The organism is Rhizobium mulingense (assembly GCF_029194105.1).
Lineage (GTDB): Bacteria > Pseudomonadota > Alphaproteobacteria > Rhizobiales > Rhizobiaceae > Rhizobium > Rhizobium mulingense.
The window spans coordinates 126,948-142,800 of sequence record NZ_JARFVE010000015.1 but is presented as its reverse complement, the minus strand read 5'-3'; the positions used below and the strand labels follow the sequence as shown (position 1 = coordinate 142,800).

The following is a 15,853-nucleotide window of genomic DNA, read 5'->3' as shown; positions in this document are numbered from 1 at the left end:
CAGCGGCGCTAATCTTCGTCTTTTAGAGAAAAGGCGAACACGTAATCGCCGTTGTCCTTGGAATATGGCGCTCCGCCAACCGAGATCACCACATATTGCTTGCCGGTTTTCGGCGAGACGTAGGTCATGGGCGTGGCGCTCGAGCCGACCGGTAGGGGATATTTCCAGAGCTCATCGCCGTTCTCGGCGTCGTAGGCGCGGATGTAATAATCCTGGAAGCCGGCAAAGAAGACGACGCCGCCGGCGGTCGCCGACGTGCCGGCATAACTCGGCAGGCCCATCGGCATCGGCAGATTGGTTTTGATCTTAAACGGCCCGAGCTGTTCGGCGGTCCCGGCCGGGACCTGCCATGCGATCTTGCGTGTGTTCAGATCCACGGCTGTGACGGTGCCGAAGGGCGGCTGCGTGCAGGGAACGCGGAGTCTCGAGGTCCACATTTCGGTGGCCATGCCGTAAGGCGTGCCGCGCTGCGGGGCGGAGGGGCCGTGAGCGGTCGTGGTTAGGGCAAAATCGACATACTCCCCGCGGGGAATGAGTGCGAAGAGGCTGGGCACGCGAATATCGTTCAGGAAGACCCGGTTGTTGGGCAGGTCGACCGACACGCTCCCCCAATTGAGGCCGCCAAGATTTCCCGGCTGCTGGATCGCATATTGCGGGCCGATCGGGGTGAAATCGCCGTCGTAGCGCATTTTTCGAAAGGCGATGCGGCATGCCAACTGATCGAACATCGTCAGTCCCCAAGCCGTCTGCTCCGTCACCCGTTCCGCACCGATCGTCGGCATGCCGACGGAATAGGGTTGCGTCGGAGACAGCTTCTCTTCCGGTGCGCCGCCTTCCTGCGGCACTGGTCTCTCCTGAACCTCGGCAAGGGGTACACCGCTCTGACGGTTGAGCAGGAAAAGCTGCCCGCGTTTGGTGGTCTGTAGGAGAGCCGGCACGGTGGCGCCATTGCCATCGGGCAGGTCGAGCAGAACCGGCTGGGCCGGCAGGTCATAGTCCCAGATATCGTGATGCACGGTCTGGAACTTCCATCTCTCCCGTCCCGTCGTGACATCGAGCGCCACCAAAGTGGCATTGTATTGATCGGCGAAAGCCGGGCGATTGACGCCGTAATAATCCGGGGTGGTATTGCCGAGCGGTGCATAGATGAGGCCGAGCTTGTCGTCGAATGCCGCAGTCGTCCACATGTTCGGCGTGGCCCGCGTATAGGTCTGGCCCTCCGGCGGGAGTTTGGTGATCTCGAGATTGCCGAGATCCCATGCCCATTCGAGGTCGCCGGTGACGACATTGAAGGCGCGGATGACGCCCGAGGGTTCTCCAACCTCCTGATTGTCGATGACCCAGCCTCCGACGACGATCAGATTACGGGCAATCAGCGGCGCCGATGTCTGGAAATAATAACCTGACTTGACTTCACCCATGCCCTGGGAAAGCCGCACGGTGCCATTGTCTCCGAAGCCCTTGCAGAACGCGCCGGTCTTGCTGTCGATCTCCAGGAGGCGGGCATCGATCGTCGTCTGCACCAGACGCTCATTGCAAAGACCGTCGGCTGATTGGGCCTCCGATGGCATCTTGTAGTAACCGAGGCCGCGGCAGCGCTGCCAGTACGGCGCCGCCGCCTTCGGATCGAAGGTCCAGCGCGGTTTGCCCGTATCTGCGTCAAGCGCTGCGATCACGTCCGTCGGCGTGCAGGTGTAGATCGTGTCGCCGATCTGCAGCGGCGTGTTCTGGTCGGCGCCATCGCTTTTCCCGGTGCGATATGTCCAGGCAAGATCGAGCTTGGCAACATTGCCGCGGTTGATCTGATCGAATGGGGAGTAGCGATCCCCGGCCGTGCTGCGGCCATAGGATGTCCAGTCAGAGGGGGAGTTGTTGCCCTTGGCAGTCTTATAGGCGGGGATATCGGCGGAAGGGCGGATCAGCCCATGCGGCGTGAAAGCAAGGCTGAACCCCGCCGCGAGCAGGATCGCCGCAAGCAAAGTGCCGCTGTAAAAGAGCTTCCGGTTGGCGGTTGGCGACAGCGACGGCGCAAAGAGAAGTGCAAAGCCCGCCAGTGCGATGGGGGACATCAAACGCGCAAAGAGCGCCCAAAAATTGAAACCCGACTCCCATAGTGCCCAGGGAAGGGTGAGAACTGCGACAAGCAGGACAATGAGGGCGCCAGACATCTGCCGGCGCCACAGCAGAAGCGCGGCAGCCAGATAGGCAACCCCGCCGATCGCGTAATAGGGCGAGCCACCGAGGCTGAGCAGCAGGGCGCCGCCTCCTATCAGGCCCAATCCGATAAAGGCGAGAACAATAAAAAACAGCCTGGCCAAAAATTTCATGGTTTCCTCATTTGAATTCGCTGCCCGATCGCCTGGTCCAACTCCAACCGTCGCATGGCGCCGCGGAAAGTGCAGGGCGATTGGGTTGTGGTCAGTTGCCTCGTCTTCGGGAGAGGGGCGCTCTCTCCTTCAATTTTTCCTAATGTAGCTCTGGTCACTGACACGCGGTCCCGACCCGGCAATCATGCCGCCGCTGCGCTGCGGCGACAGCTTGCCAATCCAAATCGAGTCAATACTTCTGAAAGGGCCACAGATGTTTCTCGGCGAAAAGCTTGATCTAGCGAAAGGGCGACCGACAGGATTCGATTATATGCGATTACTGTTAGCTTTTTCAGTACTTTGGATACATACGGCCCGCGTCACATACGGCGATGACCTGTTTCTCTGGGAGTCGCCTTTCCGTCCTGTCATCAAATCAGTGCTGCCGATGTTCTTCGTCTTGAGCGGATTCCTGGTGGCTGGCAGTCTTGAACGGTCGAAGACATTGATCTCCTTTCTCGGCAACCGATTTATCCGGATCTACCCTGCCCTTGCGGTGGAGGTATTGCTGGCAGCCTTTATACTCGGAGCGATCTATACAGAGTATGACCTGAGTGACTATTTCACCGATCCTCAGTTCTTTACTTATCTGCTGAATGTCACAGGCCACATCCACTTCAATCTCCCCGGTGTATTCCTGGATAATCCTGACGCCGCAATGGTCAATGGGCAGCTCTGGACGGTGCCCTTCGAGCTTGAGTGCTATGCCGCGATCGCCGCCCTGTTTCTGCTCGGCGTGGTCAGGCGGCGGGTGATCGCCCTTATCGCAACGCCGGCTTTGATCATCAGCTTCGGTATCGCAAGGTATTGGAAACATGAGAGCGATTGGGCAACCATGCCCACGACCGCGTCGGGCAATCTGCTCATCTGCGCGTTTCTCATGGGGGTGACCTTCTATCTCTACAAGGACAAGGTTCTCTGGGATGTGAGAATTTTCCTTGCTTCGGCAACAATCATATTATGGGCCTATTGGTTCACTTCCTTTGGAGATTTCATTGCCATTCCGGCAATCGGATATGTCACGGTCTTCCTCGGCCTGACCTCGCCCCGCAAGCTTGGCATTCTCAGTGGAGCCGACTATTCCTATGGCGTTTTTCTCTACGGCTATCCCATTCAACAGGCGTTCGTAGCGCTCGGACCTTGGGCGCATAACTGGTGGTTGAATGGCATTGTCTGCAGCATCATTGCGACCTGCTTTGCCGCCTTCTCGTGGAGATTCATCGAAAAGCCGGCGTTGAAATTGAGGAAACAAGTTACTTGGCTTGAAAATTTCAGCCTCCAACGCGGCGCAAAACGGCAATTGGCCGCCGCAGTCTCGAAATAGCCTTATCGATGCAGGACATCAGCAGGGCTCGCCATTCACCGGCGAGCCCTGTTTCGTTGAACCGTGGTCGATTGTCGGGGGAGGATCATCACCTGTCGTGGTAAGGAGGAGGCTTACTGCACATTTGCTGATGACGTGCATTAATCTTGCTGCATGCCGCAAACATCTCTTGGTTTCGGACGATAGAGCGGCCCTGTCGGATGAATAGCCGAATATTCTGCGCTTGGTTCGGTCGGCTTACTGAGCGTGTTTTAGGAATATTTTAACAATAATAGATAAAATACTTTAATCGAACTTCGTTTCGACTTTGAGCTTTTGCCATGTCATTGAGGCAGCCGGCGGTTTAAAGGAGATGTGAAGAGAGGAGCGGGTTAATGCTGAAGAGCGCGCTTGTCGTGGTTGCCATCTCCATCGCTGCTGGAGCGACCATTCGCGCCTGGGCCTTTGCAACCTTTGCATTTCTGCTGGTCGTTGCCTTGGGTGCTGTGATCCTGCTGAAAGGTTCCTCCTTCTCGGATGCGATCGCCTACTGCCTCCAAGCGCTTGTCTTGATGGAAGTGAGCTATCTGGCGGGTCTATTCGCCCACTCGTTGTGGGAGCATATGCAAAAGCGCCGGAAAAGGAACTCTGTTGCCGAGGGCGATCCTATGACCGGCAAGCGCCCCCACGGATAATGCTACGAGTATGAGGGAAAACCGAACGACCCTACAGGTCCGTCTTGGGCAGTAAAGCGTGCCTGGAAAGCAGGGCCGCCATAGTCTTTGCCATTATCATGAAATCCAACGTGAGTGTCCAATTGCGCAGATACTCGACGTCGAGGAAAACTCTATTCTGATAACTGACGTGTTCGCTGATCTGCCAATGACCGGTCAGGCCAGGACGGACTGCGACGTAGGCATAGGCGTGTTCGCCGTAACGGGGCAGTTCCTCTTTGGGAATGGCGCGAGGCCCGACGAGGCTCATCTGCCCAAGCAGCACGTTGACCAGTTGCGGAAGCTTGTCGAGGCTCGATCGCGTCAGGATGTCACCGACGATAGCCGCATGCAGGCTGGGCGTTGCGTCTGATCGTGTCGTCCGAAACTTGAGGCAACCGAACTCTTTTCCCCTATAGCCGATAAGCCGATGGGATTTGAAAACGGCACCCCGATCGGTGAGCATTATAATGACTGCTCCCGACAGAAGGAGCGGCGACAGAAGAAATAAAAGAGATGCCGCAATGACAAAGTCTAACGCGCGCTTCAAAATTCTGCTGATTGTATGGGATTTTGACGAATTGAAGGGACGCCCTTCCTTCCGCACCCCGGTGCTACGCCGCCAAAGGTCAGCTGGGTTGATGCCCTGATTTTTTCCTGCCATCCGCGTCTCCGTTGGGCGAATCCCAGAAATACCATCCGAAGCTTGCTTCAATACAAGTTTGATGTCTGTAACCGAGGTCATAATGGTGAATAAATTCTTTATTTCCCAAAGTTCCTCTTTTAAAGCTTTAAGATACTGTTTGCTTTTTGGATATATAAACAAAATATTATTAATTAATGAAAGTGGACGATATTATTCTATAGATCTAATATTCCGTTTGGTGATTGTGATAAATCATATAAAAATCCGGTCTCGGCTTAAGATGATCGATGAGCTAGAATTAAATTTGCATTATATGTGTATTAATGCGACCGTCACTATTTGTGTATAAATCAAGCTTGGAGATCTTATATTATTATATTTGTACTTTACAATTTAATGAATTATGAATGTGGCCGAATAGCAATAGCTAAAATATTCTGCATGGAGTTGCGTCGTATGGACGGAGCGATTAACATAAGAGATAACAAGACTGGTGCATGCGCGGCGCGAATAGGCGAAGCGGTTACTTCAGGGCCTGCAGATATCATATACGGCGGCCGTGGTGATCTGGATCACGAGTTCCCGTTTTGCCGTTCGAGTGTTCGATAGTTTCGACGGGGTGAGGTGATTGCCGGCGCCGGGGACGCCATCGACATGTTCGCATGCGTCCACCGCGGAATGGTGAGCGCAAGCACGCCGCTTGCCGATGGACGGGAGTTCATCGTGGAGATGATCCCAAAAGGCGGCTTGATCGGCGAATTGGAGGTGTTGCGCAAGCAATCCCTCAGCCTGGAATATCGCGCCTCATCGGACTGCGAACTGCATTACTTCGATGGTCGTTTGCTGCGGGATTGTGTGCGAACGATCCGCAATTTCAGTTGAAGCTCCTGTCGAAGGCGCTGGCGCGTGTTTCCGAACTCGAACTGCGGATCATTTGCAACGCTGGATCGAACCTGAGGCAGAGATTGGCCCGGACGCTGCTGCGCCTTTCTGCCGTGTACAAAGTGGATGCGCAACATAGCGGCGATGAGCTGATCATCTCCCAACATGACCTGGCGGCGACGCTGCCGGCGTCGCGCGAAAAGGTCAATCAATGCCTGCGGCGTTTGCGCGAAAGCAAAGTGGTCGACGGCATGCAGGGCAAAGTCCGTATCCTCAATCGGAAGGCGCTGGAAGCCTACGCCGATGGTGTGGCGTCCACATCGCTTGACGGCGCCTCGACGAATGCGGCAGCGAAAGCCTCGACAAAACCCGCCTCGGCGGGGCTTGTGTTTGACGGCGGTTGAAGCGGCTTCCCGATAATAGTGGTTAGACGTCGCTTTCGGAGGCATTCTTCCAGTATTTCCAGCCTTCACCCTGAATAAGCCCGTGATCGGAGAGATCCTTCCAGCTGCGGTAGGTGCCCGTATCGTCGTAGACGAAATCATCCTTGTCCTTGCTCGAGGAATATACCGCATATTCCTCCGTGTGCTGGGACCGGTGCGCGGCATCGGCAACATTGTGAACGAAGGTCGACAGGAATTTGAAATGCAGAAGGGCGCCGGATACGCCGAGCGCTCCGCGCATGTCGCCCAAATTCAGGGAGAGCGGCCAGACCTGGTGCGATGATTTGAGAAAAAGACGTTCACCTTCGATATAGACGAGAGGGATCTTGTTGAGCGCGGGACCATCCCAGAGCCGGTCATGGAAATAGACCCGGCCGCGGACGCCGCCCTTGATCCATATCGTCCAGTTGCGTTCGTCGAAATGCGCGACATAGCCGGACCGGTCGAAGAGATTGCAGACCTCGAGCGGATTGCGGCCGGGTTCGCATATGTTTTCGAGAACGGGATGCCGGCTGTACATGTCGATCATCACCGAGCGCAGCGAATGGCCGCCGGTGGAATCGATATAGGCGGTCAGTTGATCGATCGGCCGTGTGTCGCAATGCGGATAGACCAGGAACTCATCGGCGTCGACATAGAGGACCCATTTCTGCTGGCAGTGCCGGTTGATGACTTCGTTGATCCAGTCGTTTCCAAATCTCGCCGCCTTGTAGGATCCGTGAGCAGAAAGAAGGGAGACATCGTCGAAGCCGGACAGCAATTCGGCTGTGCCGTCTGTCGAGCCGTTGTCGATGCAGATGAAGTGCTCGAAGCCGAGATCGCGATAATACTGGAGGAAAAATGCCAGCCGGTGCCCTTCGTCGCGGATGACGCAGATGACGACGTGACGCGCCTGCTTGAGCCCGTTGCGCAGCAGGTCGTAGCGAACCTGCCGAGCCTTGAGCGAGCGGCGCAGGCGGGCTTTTGCGTAATGCGAGATACTGGTGGCGGAAGCCCTATAACTCATATTCTGTCCTGACCATTATCCATCCTGCAATGAATAGATGAATAGTTGCGCGTCCGCCTGCAACCCAAGGGTCGACCGCGATGCCGAGATCAGTCCCGCGGCTATTCACCCCCAGGCGGACCTCAATGCATCACACGGCGTAATCGCCAACCAGCAGGCTCTGGACCCGCGGATTGGGTCCGTTCGCCTCGATTGCGTGTTTGATGCGCGCCCGCATCGACCGGTACTTATACAGGGCCTTACGATCGAAGCTTATTCCGCGATACAGCGAGTTATAAATCGGATGTGCTTTGCGCAAGTCGACATAGACTTGGCTCTCCCGATCGGTCCAGGGAAAGAAGGTGCCATGCCAAGGCTTCGGATGCGCCATATAATGGACGATCGACAGGGCGGACATGTTGACCAGATGAAGGAACTGTTTAGGAAAGTTCCAGCGGTTCGATACGAGGATGAGCGATGACCCGCAGACATGATTTAATGCGCCCTGATCATGTTTGCCCTCGCAGGCCTCGGGATTTCTAGCAAAAAGCTCAAGCGCCTCCTGCCCGATCCACCCTTTGCGGTGGAATTTCAAGACCCCCGCGTTGAAATAGTGGCTGTTCTTTCCGGTGACGAGGAAGTCATGGATCGCCGTGTAATCGCGCGCCGCAAAAAACCTGCCCTCGGGCACAACCGCATTTTCGAGCCCGCCGAGATCGCTGACTATCTGCGTGTCGCCATCGAGGTAGATGATCTGGGTATAGTTGGCAGGCAGGATCTCGCACAGGACCAGCTTGGCCATGGTGCTGACGCTGATACGTCCCTGGAAGTGCGATCCATCGAGCTTGCCGAGCGAGTCCTGCAGCGCTTCGGTCGCATCGATCAAGTCGACCCCGCTCGCAGCCAGTAGGGCTTTGAGTTCGTCGAAATTATCGAGATGTTCCGACATGAGGACACAGACATCGGTCGCGGGGCTCGCGAATTTGCGAGCCTGCAGCGCTGAGAGAATAGTCGGAAATGAATATTCGACATCCGTGACGTAGACGACGCACTGATTGTTCATGTCTTCACCTTTCCGATCGTTTTTAACAGCACAGAATCGCTGTCGCCTTCCAAGTCGAGGGAACAGTTATTGATCGAGCGGAAGGGGCTGTCGTATGAAAGCCCGGTCCGGTATATATTGCCGCGACACAGCCTCGGTCGTTGGCTGGTCGGCGTCCGGCTGCTGGCGGTTTTCGTGTGTTTCATTGTTGAGATATTCACCATGAAGAATGCCCTGCCTGCGACGACGCTGCGTTTGGATATCTTCTCCCCCGGCACGACAATGGGGGCCGGGGCGCATGTCGGGCCGCAGCGAGAAAAGGTATTTGAATGCTGATTACCGCGCTCATCGCCGCCGTGATTTCGATAGCTGCCGGTGCTTGCATCCGCGCTTGGGCTTTCGCAATCTTCGCATTGCTTGTGGCAATCGGCTTCGGCGGCGTGGCCTTCGTGGATGAGTCCTCCAGTGTAGCGGCGATCGGATCCGGTATCGCGATCCTCGTGCTGATGGAGATTGGCTATCTGTCGGGCGTCTTCCTGTCGGGTGTCCTGCGGCGCAATGCCAGACTGCGGCAGAGCAATTCCCCCGACAGTGTCTCTGCCGCCAGCGAGCGTCAGCAGAGCTGATATTGGGACGGAAGCAGCGGCATATCCCTCCCTGGATCGTGGTTTGGGATCGCTTGCGAACGGCAGCCTGATTTCACCGGGAATCCCTGGAGGGTGCGGCGTCGCCGAGCGGCCCCGAACCTGTGTTCGCCCGTGTCCGGCTGCGCCAGGCCGCCATTCGGCGCAATCGCGAAAGTGCCGAGCGGGCGTCATGGCGTTGAAAACATCGGCGCTCTCAAAGGAGATGCCGATGCCTCTATAGGACGCCGGTTCGCAGGCGATGAGGGCGCCCGATGCCGCGGCACATAAGCTTCGGCCAGGCAGCCCGCGGCCAGCCCCGCCGAAGTGCTGAACAGTAAGCCGAGATCCGTGCCGCTTCCTGATATCGCTGCGGAGCCGATCTGTGCGATGGATGCCATTACGGCGGCGGTTCCGATCGCGTGGGTTTGCCGGTCGCCGGATTTGTGCCGGCCGGCTGCCCTCATCAGACTGTACACGAAGACGGCGAACAGCGCGGTGCCGGTCAATCCGACATTGGACAGCAACGCCGCGATGAAGCTGGAAGCTCGAACCGTGCCCAGTCCGGCGCCGAAAGTGGCGGTATCGACAAATGCGATCAATGCCAGGGTGTTCCAGGCGGTGCGCTCTTCGCCGGACTGCGATTGCAGTTTGTCCGATACGGTGGTGGTCAGGAGACCGGCGATGGAATTCCACGCATCGGGGACAAGGCTGAGCGCGGTGATGGCGCAGGGGATGAAGAACAGCGTGATCGCAAGGAAAGTCACGTGCGGGGTCGTGGCGGAACCGCCGATCAGTCGTTTCAGGCAGAACAACACGAACATGCAGACAAGAAAGACGCCCGCGACATAGGCGGTTGTCGAGGTGCAGAGCACGATGGTCGGGCCGATCAGAAGAGTTGCCAACCCAGCCATGCGGCTTTGGACGCGCTCCAGCCATAACATGAGTGTGAAGGCGAAATAGGCCAATGCAACGGCGCCATAAGCACTTGCTTCGGGAAAGGGGCCGACGATGCGCTTGAAACCGTGGATGGTCTCGGCCGTGTGCATCGTATAATTCGCATTCCTGATGATATCGAGCAGCTGGGCCTGGCCGATCTGGAACGTTGCGAGGTCGATCAGCGCGAAGGCAAAACACGCTATCGATGCGACGATCAGCTGCCGCGCGATGAACCGGCCATATCCCAACCGGGCAAGTCCGGCGACGACGGCGAAGCAGGCGAGGTCGCCGAGAAGATAGACGGACTGGCTGATATTGGATGAACCCGGAGCCAGTGGAGCCGCTACCGTCGACATCATCCCCGAGGGGTCTCTGGCGGAGGAGTAAACGAGGGTCGCGCCGGCAAAAATACGGGGCAGGAAGAAGGACGACACCACGGAGAACAGGATGTAGCAGGCAAACCAGAAGCCGGGGCCGGGATAGGCGATGCTGGCGAGCGTCGCTTGCATCTGAACCGGGCGCAGCAAGACCGTCATGACCAGAAAGAGCACCAGAAGATGGCTCGGCTGGATGCTGCTGCCGCCGAGCGCCGGCAACTGCAGAGCCGCTGCGGCACCGAGCAGCGTCGAAAGGCAAAGGGCGGTGACGGCAAAACGCGCGCCGTTCAGCATGCTGAGCGCGCCAAGCAGCAGAACCACGAAACCGATCGGCTCTATCGACATGCTTCAGATCCCAAGCAGAAGAATGAGCGGCCGAGGCCTGGCATTTGCCGAAAAGTCGCATCCAGCTTTCGGCAGGATGTGCGAGGCGAAAGCCCGCCGGCTGTCGTCGATGATCACAATCGCCTCCTAATTCGATCCGGTCTGGGATATCCAGCCGGGAGCGGAGCGATTGTCTCGGGCCACATCGGATGACGGGACCGTCAAGCTCTGTTTCTGCGGTGCTGTCTGCGGCGATGAGGATGGCGCTTGAGGGGCCGTGTCAAGACCGACCTCGACGAGGTCATGCGGTAGCAATGCGGTTTGCTCGTCCGCCACGATGTCGTGGGAGGTTCCGTCATCATTGCGACGCACGATCCTGTAGTTCTTTTTTGCCCGGCCGAGCCCCGGCGCGTCCGTGTTGATCTGGGCGAGCTGAGCGTCGTAGCCGGCCTGTTCGCCGAGGAGCTGGGCTACCTGGATATCGATCGCCGCCCTGCCGATCGCGAGATTGACCTGATTCAGCAGGTCTTGGTTTTCGCTGTTCTGCCTGTTGACGATGTTGATCTTGGAACGGTCGGCTTCGCTGAGGCCTTGGCGAGCCGTGGTCAGGGCGACTTCGAGATCGATCAAGGTGCCTTGCGCATCCGCCACCCAGCGGTCGACAGAGACCTGGCGGGAATTGCTGACGAGGCCTTTGCTCACCAGGCTGTTGACATTGTCCAGTTCCTTCTGGGCAAGGTCGATCTGCCGTTTTTGCGAACTGATCTTGGCCGTGAGCGATTCGACCTGTTGGCCATAGAGGCGGGTCAGGTCATTCGCCGCTTCGATCCGGCTGTCGATATCGACGCGCCGCAACCGCATTAGGTTCAATTCCTGTGCCTTCAACTTGTCGACGTCGGGCGTTCCCACCAGTTCGTCGGGGATCTCGAAACTCTGTTGGCCGGCGATCTCGGCGCGCAGCCGCGCCTGTCGCATCAGGAGATCGCGCCGGTTGATAACGGCCGTCCGGTAGGCGCCGGCAGCCTGGATCCGGTCGCGCTCGAAATAGGTGTTGTCCTCGCGTTCTCTGAGGAAGCCGCCGGCGATGCTGACGGCCTTCATCACCGTCATGTTGGGTTCAAACGGATAGCGGCCGGGGGTTTGCACGGTTCCGGTCACGAAAATCGGTGCGTGCTCGGCAATCTCCAGGGCGATATACGGCTTGCCCGGAAGTGCGGATTTTTCGGCCAGCGCGCTGGCAATGGCATCGGCAAGCTGCTCGGTCGTCTTTCCATTCGCCTGCAGGTGGCCAGCGATCGGGATCGACAGGTTGCCGGCATCGTCGATGGTATAGACGCCATCGAGGGCCTCCCAGCTGGCATAGCGGGAATCCGACGACCGCCATTCGACGACGCGCAGCCTGACCTTGTCTTCCGGCACGAGAGTGAATGTTTGCGCATGGGCGACGCTCCAGCCGGTCAGGCAGGCGAATGCCAGCAAGGCGAGTGGCGCGGAAACGAGTCGATGGAACAGGGATGCTGGCTGCATTGGTCTATCTCCGCTCCGTTGCGATCGACGGTGAAGGCATTTCGTGCGGCGAGGAAGTGCCGAATTCGAGAATGCGGGACGGAGAGGCACGACCGACGACAAGATCGGTCAGCGCCAGCAAATTGCCGTTCAAACGTCCCCACCGATCGATCAGCCGGTCCTTCAACAGGACGCCCGACATATTAGCCAGGATATTGCGGCCGATCTGCGCGATTGCACGGCCTTTCGACATCGTGCCCTTGCGGATCAGGTAGAAAGGATTGGCGACCTGCGAATAGCCGAGCCTTCGGCCGGGCTGGCGTCCGGATCTGACGCCGAGATGCACGCCGCGGGCGCCTTCGACATAGACGGACCGGCCGTGGCGGGCGACGGACCTGCTGAAATCGACATCTTCGAGCCAGCCGTAAAGCGGCAACTGCTCGTCGAAGGTCAGGGCGTGCTCGACGACGGGCGCAAGGCGAACCGCCATGTTGCATCCATAGGCGTTATAGACATCCGCCACGTGCTCGGCGCCTTCGCCTGCCGTATAGAGAACCTCCAAGGCCTTCGCCATGCTGAGGCCCCCGTCGAGCACGCCGTCGGCCAGCACCTCGCCGGTGGCGATTGCCACGTCCGGCTTTGTTGCAAAGACGGCCGCCATGCGCGATAGGAAAGTCGCGGCGGGAATGAAGTCGTCATCGAGGAAGATCAGAACGTCCGTATCAGCCGCGGCGGCCTGGATGATCCTATTGCGCTGGGCGGTCAGGCCGCGGCTGCCGACGATGACGTCCACGTCGCGGCGGTCGGCAAGCCCGGCCGCATCCTCGATCACGGGCACGCAGACGATGAGCCGTTCCGCCTGGTCCGGCAGGCCGGTGAGATAATCGATGGTCTCCCGCAATATCGAAGGGCGGCCCGCCGAGGCGATCCCCAAGGCAATTCGCAATGGACGGCCCTGTCCTGCTGTTCCTGTCGGAGGTGAGATCATGACTCTATTCTCTTCGGTGCATGGTTGATGACCGCGCCGAGGATCTCGGCGCCGACATTGCGCATGGTCTCAATAACGCGCACGGTATCGTCGATCGAAGTGCGCCCATGCGAGGTGACGACGAGGACGCCATCCAGCTCCGGCGCGATCGCATTGGCGTCGGGGGAAGTCGAGAAGGGGGAAATATCGACGAATATAGCGTCGAATTCCTTTTTCAGGTCGGCGAAGCTCAACTGGGTGCGGCGGGAACTTAGACGAACGGCCGGCGTCACGGCTTCTACCTTCCCGAGTGGAAGGAATTTCAGGGTCGGGGTGAGGGGCAACGCCGCCGTCTGGATCAGTTCGCCATTGTCGAGAACATCGACGAGACCTTTGGAACTATGAGGCGCGATCGATTTGCTGAGCGAGGAATTCTGCGCTGCCGCATCGATGAGCAGCGTCTGCGCCCCTGACATCGACGACAGCACCGCCAGTTCGCATGCAATGGTCGATGTCCCGCTGCCGGTATCGACGGCGACGATTCCGATGACGACGCGGCGTTTGCGCCGAAGGCCGACGACGGTTGCGCTCAATTCCGCCATGCCGGGAATAACTGGATAGGCGGCCGTATTCATGCTGCCCGCGTCGGCGGCGAGGACGCCGGCTGAGTGCCCATTCCGGTTCTGCTTCGATCTTGCCAGCACGGTGATGATGGACACTCCGCCGGCATCCGCGATCTGCTGAGGACGGACGATCCGGCGGTCGCTGGCGTGCCTTACCATGGCGAGCGCCAGGCCGACGCCAAGGCCGACCGCCCCGGCAAAGGCAATGATGAGCGTGCTGCGCGGCCTCGCCTTTGAAAGAGGTAGCGTGGCCCGTGAGACGATCGTGGCGTCGGATACGGGGTAGGTTATGCGCTGCTTGGCTTCGGTAAGCTGGGTCAGCGTGCTTTCATAAAGGGCGCGGCGGGCATCGGTCGCGCTCTGCAGCTCCGCAAGCTTGAACTGGTCGCGCGGGTTGCTGTTGAATGTGTTCAGGGCGCTGGAGGCATCGGCGAGCCCACGCTGTTGCTCCCTCACGAATTTCTCCAGCCAGTCGCTGTATTGGCGGGAGGAATCGGCCTTCATTGCGATATTCTTCTGGATATATTGCCTGGCGAGCGTATCAGCGATGGCGACGGCCTTCTGAGGGGTCGACGCTGCAGCTGATATCTCGATGATCGTGGAATTCCCGATCCGGCGTAAGGCCATCATGTTCTGTAGGGTGGCGATTGCCAGGTCGTGGAGCTGTTCCTGCTCCGTCCGCGGTCTGGATGGGGTATCACTCGCTCTCATGCCTGCCGCTTCCTGCCCCGTATCCATTTGAGCAGAAATTCTCAGAAGCCAGTCCTTCGACTTGTCCAGAAGCGAAGGTTTCCAATCGACAAAGTCGGGATCGCTATCAAGGTCGAGCGCTCTTACCGTTCCGTCGACGACATCGCTTGATCTGGCAATCTCCAGCTGCCCTTCGATGAATGCATCTTCCGCGAAGGCTCTTTGAGCTTCGGAGCTGTTCACCTGGGGGAAGATGACAAGTTGCGTGCTGGCAACATAAGTCGGCGCGGCGGTGAGAAGGTAGCTGCCGGCGATTACAAGGAAGGCAAAGGTCGTGGCCAGGATCCATAGCCAGCGCATTTTAAGAAAAAACAGCATGTCCCGCAGGGTCAGCGGCGAGTTCCCGCCAGCGGCTGCGGCGGCAGGCAGGGATATCGGGGAAACACCGCTGAAGATTGTGCTTGAGGTCATGTCGTCCTAATCCAAACTGGCGAGATTACGGAGTTACGAGATACTGGCAGCCTGGAGGGGACGAAGGGGGCGTGTCTTCCGACGGACATGTTCGGCAGCTTTCCCCTTCGATGCTCAGTACGAGCCACGCTGCGAAAACAGAGCTGGGATCGTCTTGGCGATGATGATCAAGTCCCGGCCGAGCGACCAGTTATTGAGGTAGTGAACGTCGAGGGAAACCCGGTGTTCATAGCTGACATCGTTGCGCCCGCTGGTCTGCCAGTGACCGGTCAGTCCAGGACGGACGGCCATGTAGGCCCAGATGTGCTCGCCGTAGCGCGGCAATTCTTCGGCGGTGATCGGCCGCGGTCCGACCAGGCTCATTTCGCCACGCAGCACATTGAACAACTGGGGGAGCTCGTCGAGGCTCGACCGTCGCAGAATGTCGCCGACGGCGGTGATCCTCGGATCATCCTTCAGCTTGCGCGTCGCTTCCCATTCGCTGCGCGCAGCCGCGCTGTTTTGCAGCAATTCGGACAGCTGCGCGCTCGCATCGGTCTTCATCGTGCGAAACTTGAGGCATCCGAACGGCGCTCCGCCGAAGCCGATGCGCGTATGGGAATAGAAGACCGGGCCGCGGTCGGAGAATTTCACGATCATTGCGACGAGCAGCAGAAGCGGGGAAAGCAGGACCAGGGCGGTGATCGCCAACTGAAGGTCGAGTGCGCGCTTGACCGATCTGCCCGCTGTACGAGGCCGGGACGCATAGAGGTCGCCGTCTTTCGCAGACCGTTCGACACGCGACCATGCCTCGAAACTATGTGCATCCCATGCCATTGGGGGTCTCCAAAAACTTTCCGATTAACAACCGTTCGAAATTTGCTGCGCCGCACTCTTGTTGTCTGTTACCAAAGTCATAATCCTTAATAAATACTTTATGCTAGGAAACCGCAGAAGAGAGATCCGATCGTGGC

The 15,853-nt window shown here is 58.2% G+C and carries 13 protein-coding genes and 1 pseudogene; 5 read left to right on the top strand and 9 right to left on the bottom strand.

Going from position 1 to position 15,853, the window contains the following annotated elements; genetic code table 11:
- Positions 1–8: 8 nt before the first annotated feature.
- On the bottom strand, positions 9–2,327 hold the full coding sequence (locus tag PYR71_RS27290; protein WP_275621601.1) for a membrane-bound PQQ-dependent dehydrogenase, glucose/quinate/shikimate family: 2,319 nt from the start codon (positions 2,325–2,327) through the stop codon (positions 9–11).
- A 253-nt stretch (positions 2,328–2,580) separates the two neighbouring features.
- Here PYR71_RS27290 and PYR71_RS27285 point away from each other — a divergent pair, with 253 nt between their 5' ends.
- Positions 2,581–3,690, top strand: coding sequence for an acyltransferase family protein (locus PYR71_RS27285; RefSeq protein WP_323115751.1), 1,110 nt, complete (start codon positions 2,581–2,583; stop codon positions 3,688–3,690).
- 374 nt (positions 3,691–4,064) lie between these two features.
- The gene (locus PYR71_RS27280; RefSeq protein ID WP_275621599.1) at positions 4,065–4,364 is read left to right on the top strand and encodes a hypothetical protein; all 300 of its coding nucleotides are present in this window, start codon (positions 4,065–4,067) and stop codon (positions 4,362–4,364) included.
- 31 nt (positions 4,365–4,395) lie between these two features.
- Here the strand turns inward: PYR71_RS27280 and PYR71_RS27275 are convergent, their stop codons facing one another.
- Positions 4,396–5,046 (bottom strand): sugar transferase, encoded by a 651-nt coding sequence (locus PYR71_RS27275; protein WP_275621598.1) that lies wholly within the window; start codon positions 5,044–5,046, stop codon positions 4,396–4,398.
- A 438-nt stretch (positions 5,047–5,484) separates the two neighbouring features.
- Between PYR71_RS27275 and PYR71_RS27270 the strand changes: the two are divergent.
- Positions 5,485–6,227: pseudogene (locus PYR71_RS27270) on the top strand (Crp/Fnr family transcriptional regulator); the annotation flags it as partial.
- A 109-nt stretch (positions 6,228–6,336) separates the two neighbouring features.
- Here PYR71_RS27270 and PYR71_RS27265 read toward each other — a convergent pair.
- Entirely contained in the window at positions 6,337–7,359 is a 1,023-nt protein-coding gene (locus tag PYR71_RS27265) for a glycosyltransferase family 2 protein (protein ID WP_275621597.1), read from the bottom strand.
- A gap of 130 nt (positions 7,360–7,489) precedes the next feature.
- Positions 7,490–8,401: a glycosyltransferase family 8 protein gene (locus PYR71_RS27260; protein ID WP_275621596.1), complete on the bottom strand. Its 912-nt coding sequence runs from the start codon at positions 8,399–8,401 to the stop codon at positions 7,490–7,492.
- 69 nt (positions 8,402–8,470) lie between these two features.
- Here PYR71_RS27260 and PYR71_RS27255 point away from each other — a divergent pair, with 69 nt between their 5' ends.
- On the top strand, positions 8,471–8,716 hold the full coding sequence (locus PYR71_RS27255; protein ID WP_275621595.1) for a hypothetical protein: 246 nt from the start codon (positions 8,471–8,473) through the stop codon (positions 8,714–8,716).
- Positions 8,710–9,006: a hypothetical protein gene (locus tag PYR71_RS27250; RefSeq protein WP_077994891.1), complete on the top strand. Its 297-nt coding sequence runs from the start codon at positions 8,710–8,712 to the stop codon at positions 9,004–9,006. The genes PYR71_RS27255 and PYR71_RS27250 overlap by 7 nt, the downstream gene beginning before the upstream one ends.
- A 188-nt stretch (positions 9,007–9,194) precedes the next feature.
- Here PYR71_RS27250 and PYR71_RS27245 read toward each other — a convergent pair whose 3' ends face one another.
- The 5 genes from PYR71_RS27245 to PYR71_RS27225 form a co-directional block, all read right to left on the bottom strand.
- Positions 9,195–10,664, bottom strand: a complete 1,470-nt coding sequence (locus PYR71_RS27245) for a hypothetical protein (protein ID WP_106796557.1) — start codon at positions 10,662–10,664, stop codon at positions 9,195–9,197.
- A 126-nt stretch (positions 10,665–10,790) separates the two neighbouring features.
- Complete coding sequence (locus PYR71_RS27240) at positions 10,791–12,170, bottom strand: polysaccharide biosynthesis/export family protein (protein WP_275621594.1); 1,380 nt, start codon at positions 12,168–12,170, stop codon at positions 10,791–10,793.
- Positions 12,171–12,174: 4 nt separating this feature from the next.
- On the bottom strand, positions 12,175–13,137 hold the full coding sequence (locus PYR71_RS27235) for a glycosyltransferase family 2 protein (protein ID WP_275621593.1): 963 nt from the start codon (positions 13,135–13,137) through the stop codon (positions 12,175–12,177).
- The gene (locus PYR71_RS27230) at positions 13,134–14,900 is read right to left on the bottom strand and encodes a GumC family protein (protein ID WP_183920027.1); all 1,767 of its coding nucleotides are present in this window, start codon (positions 14,898–14,900) and stop codon (positions 13,134–13,136) included. The genes PYR71_RS27235 and PYR71_RS27230 overlap by 4 nt, the downstream gene beginning before the upstream one ends.
- 114 nt (positions 14,901–15,014) lie before the next feature.
- Positions 15,015–15,716 (bottom strand): sugar transferase, encoded by a 702-nt coding sequence (locus PYR71_RS27225; RefSeq protein ID WP_009995030.1) that lies wholly within the window; start codon positions 15,714–15,716, stop codon positions 15,015–15,017.
- Positions 15,717–15,853 lie beyond the last annotated feature (137 nt).

Coding starts and splice junctions, on each gene's coding strand:
- PYR71_RS27290 (WP_275621601.1), bottom strand. CDS start 2,327: ATGAAATTTTTGGCCAGGCTGTTTTTTATTGTTCTCGCCTTTATCGGA.
- PYR71_RS27285 (WP_323115751.1), top strand. CDS start 2,581: ATGTTTCTCGGCGAAAAGCTTGATCTAGCGAAAGGGCGACCGACAGGA.
- PYR71_RS27280 (WP_275621599.1), top strand. CDS start 4,065: ATGCTGAAGAGCGCGCTTGTCGTGGTTGCCATCTCCATCGCTGCTGGA.
- PYR71_RS27275 (WP_275621598.1), bottom strand. CDS start 5,046: ATGGCAGGAAAAAATCAGGGCATCAACCCAGCTGACCTTTGGCGGCGT.
- PYR71_RS27265 (WP_275621597.1), bottom strand. CDS start 7,359: ATGAGTTATAGGGCTTCCGCCACCAGTATCTCGCATTACGCAAAAGCC.
- PYR71_RS27260 (WP_275621596.1), bottom strand. CDS start 8,401: ATGAACAATCAGTGCGTCGTCTACGTCACGGATGTCGAATATTCATTT.
- PYR71_RS27250 (WP_077994891.1), top strand. CDS start 8,710: ATGCTGATTACCGCGCTCATCGCCGCCGTGATTTCGATAGCTGCCGGT.
- PYR71_RS27245 (WP_106796557.1), bottom strand. CDS start 10,664: ATGTCGATAGAGCCGATCGGTTTCGTGGTTCTGCTGCTTGGCGCGCTC.
- PYR71_RS27240 (WP_275621594.1), bottom strand. CDS start 12,170: ATGCAGCCAGCATCCCTGTTCCATCGACTCGTTTCCGCGCCACTCGCC.
- PYR71_RS27235 (WP_275621593.1), bottom strand. CDS start 13,137: ATGATCTCACCTCCGACAGGAACAGCAGGACAGGGCCGTCCATTGCGA.
- PYR71_RS27230 (WP_183920027.1), bottom strand. CDS start 14,900: ATGACCTCAAGCACAATCTTCAGCGGTGTTTCCCCGATATCCCTGCCT.
- PYR71_RS27225 (WP_009995030.1), bottom strand. CDS start 15,716: ATGGCATGGGATGCACATAGTTTCGAGGCATGGTCGCGTGTCGAACGG.